This is a genomic window from Ruminiclostridium papyrosolvens C7, assembly GCF_000421965.1.
GTDB lineage: Bacteria > Bacillota > Clostridia > Acetivibrionales > DSM-1351 > Ruminiclostridium > Ruminiclostridium papyrosolvens_A.
On sequence record NZ_ATAY01000083.1, the window covers coordinates 1 to 1,625 of the forward strand.

A 1,625-nucleotide genomic window follows, 5' to 3' on the forward strand; every position below is an offset into this window, starting at 1 on the left:
ATGTTTGCCCAGCATGGGCAAACTCTAACGGGTGAAAGTCCTGAACATGCCCGGATAGTGGGAAATGTATAGCTAAACAGCAAGGGTGTTTCTCGTGAGAGGAAATCTGAAAGAAGCTGAAAGCAAACCTCTGGTCTGACGGACAGAAATCACATATAAGGCTAGGCTCTAAGAGATAAGCTTGCATAACAAAGCAAAGTCTAATAACTATCATATTTGTAGGAGCAGAGTAAATGTGGCAGATATATGGAGGAAAAGAGTTTGTACCTTAACTGGGGAGGTCTCACAAGTGGTTTATTCACCATAGTAACAACGAATTGTGAGAAGTCAGCAGAAGCCATAGTAGTGAAGAAGTTTCTGTAATAGAAACAGAGCGAAGGGCTGAACAATCAATCAGTTGAAGTATGTCTCGTATTGCAGAAATGACAACATCTGCCGTAACCAATCGGGTCAAGGGTGGTTAAATCTAGCGAGACGGAAAGGAAACAACGCATGGACACAGGTAGTCTAATGGAGCAGATACTGTCAAAAGATAATCTTAATCAGGCGTATTTGCAAGTCGTAAGGAACAAAGGTGCAGAGGGAGTGGACGGAATGAAGTACACAGAACTTAAAGAACATCTTGCAGAAAACGGCGAACACATCAAAGAACAGTTGAGGAAAAGAAAATACAAGCCTCAACCAGTACGCAGGGTAGAAATACCAAAACCAGACGGTGGAATTAGAAATCTAGGAGTACCAACAGTAACTGACCGATTTGTGCAACAAGCCATTGCACAGGTTCTCATACCAATCTATGAAGAGCAGTTTCATGAACACAGCTATGGCTTTCGTCCCAACCGATGTGCACAACAAGCAATTTTGAAAGCATTGGACATGATGAATGATGGAAACGATTGGATTGTAGACATAGACTTGGAAAAGTTCTTTGATACAGTAAATCATGATAAGCTAATGACACTCATAGGAAGGACAATCAAGGATGGAGATGTTATCTCTATCATTAGAAAGTGCTTAGTAAGTGGAATTATGATTGATAGGGAGTACGAGGACTCTATTGTGGGAACACCACAAGGAGGAAATCTTTCTCCGTTATTAGCAAATATCATGCTAAATGAACTTGATAAGGAGATGGAACAAAGAGGACTAAATTTTGTAAGATATGCAGATGACTGTATTATTATGGTCGGAAGTGAAATGTCGGCTAGACGAGTAATGAGAAGTCTCACAAGATTTATTGAAGAAAAGCTTGGTCTCAAAGTAAACATGACAAAGAGCAAAATTGACAAACCCAAAGGGTTGAAATATTTAGGGTTTGGATTCTACTTTGACAGTAATGCGAAACAGTATAAGGCAAAACCACATCAGGTATCTGTGGAAAAGTTCAAGATGAAAATGAAGAAGCTAACAAGCCGAAGTTGGGGAGTTAGCAATAATTACAAGGTTGAAAAGTTAAACCAACTAATTAGAGGTTGGATAAACTATTTCCGTATAGGAAATATGAAAACTTTGTGCAGACAACTAGATGAACGAATACGCACGAGAATGAGAATGTGTATTTGGAAGCATTGGAAGCTACCGCACACAAGAATGAAACATCTAACCCAGCTTGGAATTAACAAGAA

1 protein-coding gene is annotated in these 1,625 nt (G+C 39.6%); it reads left to right on the forward strand.

The annotated features are described in order from the left end of the window. Positions 1-492: 492 nt before the first annotated feature. A partial coding sequence (gene ltrA / locus L323_RS35975) for a group II intron reverse transcriptase/maturase (protein ID WP_020816537.1) occupies positions 493-1,625 on the forward strand: 1,133 nt, incomplete at its 3' end.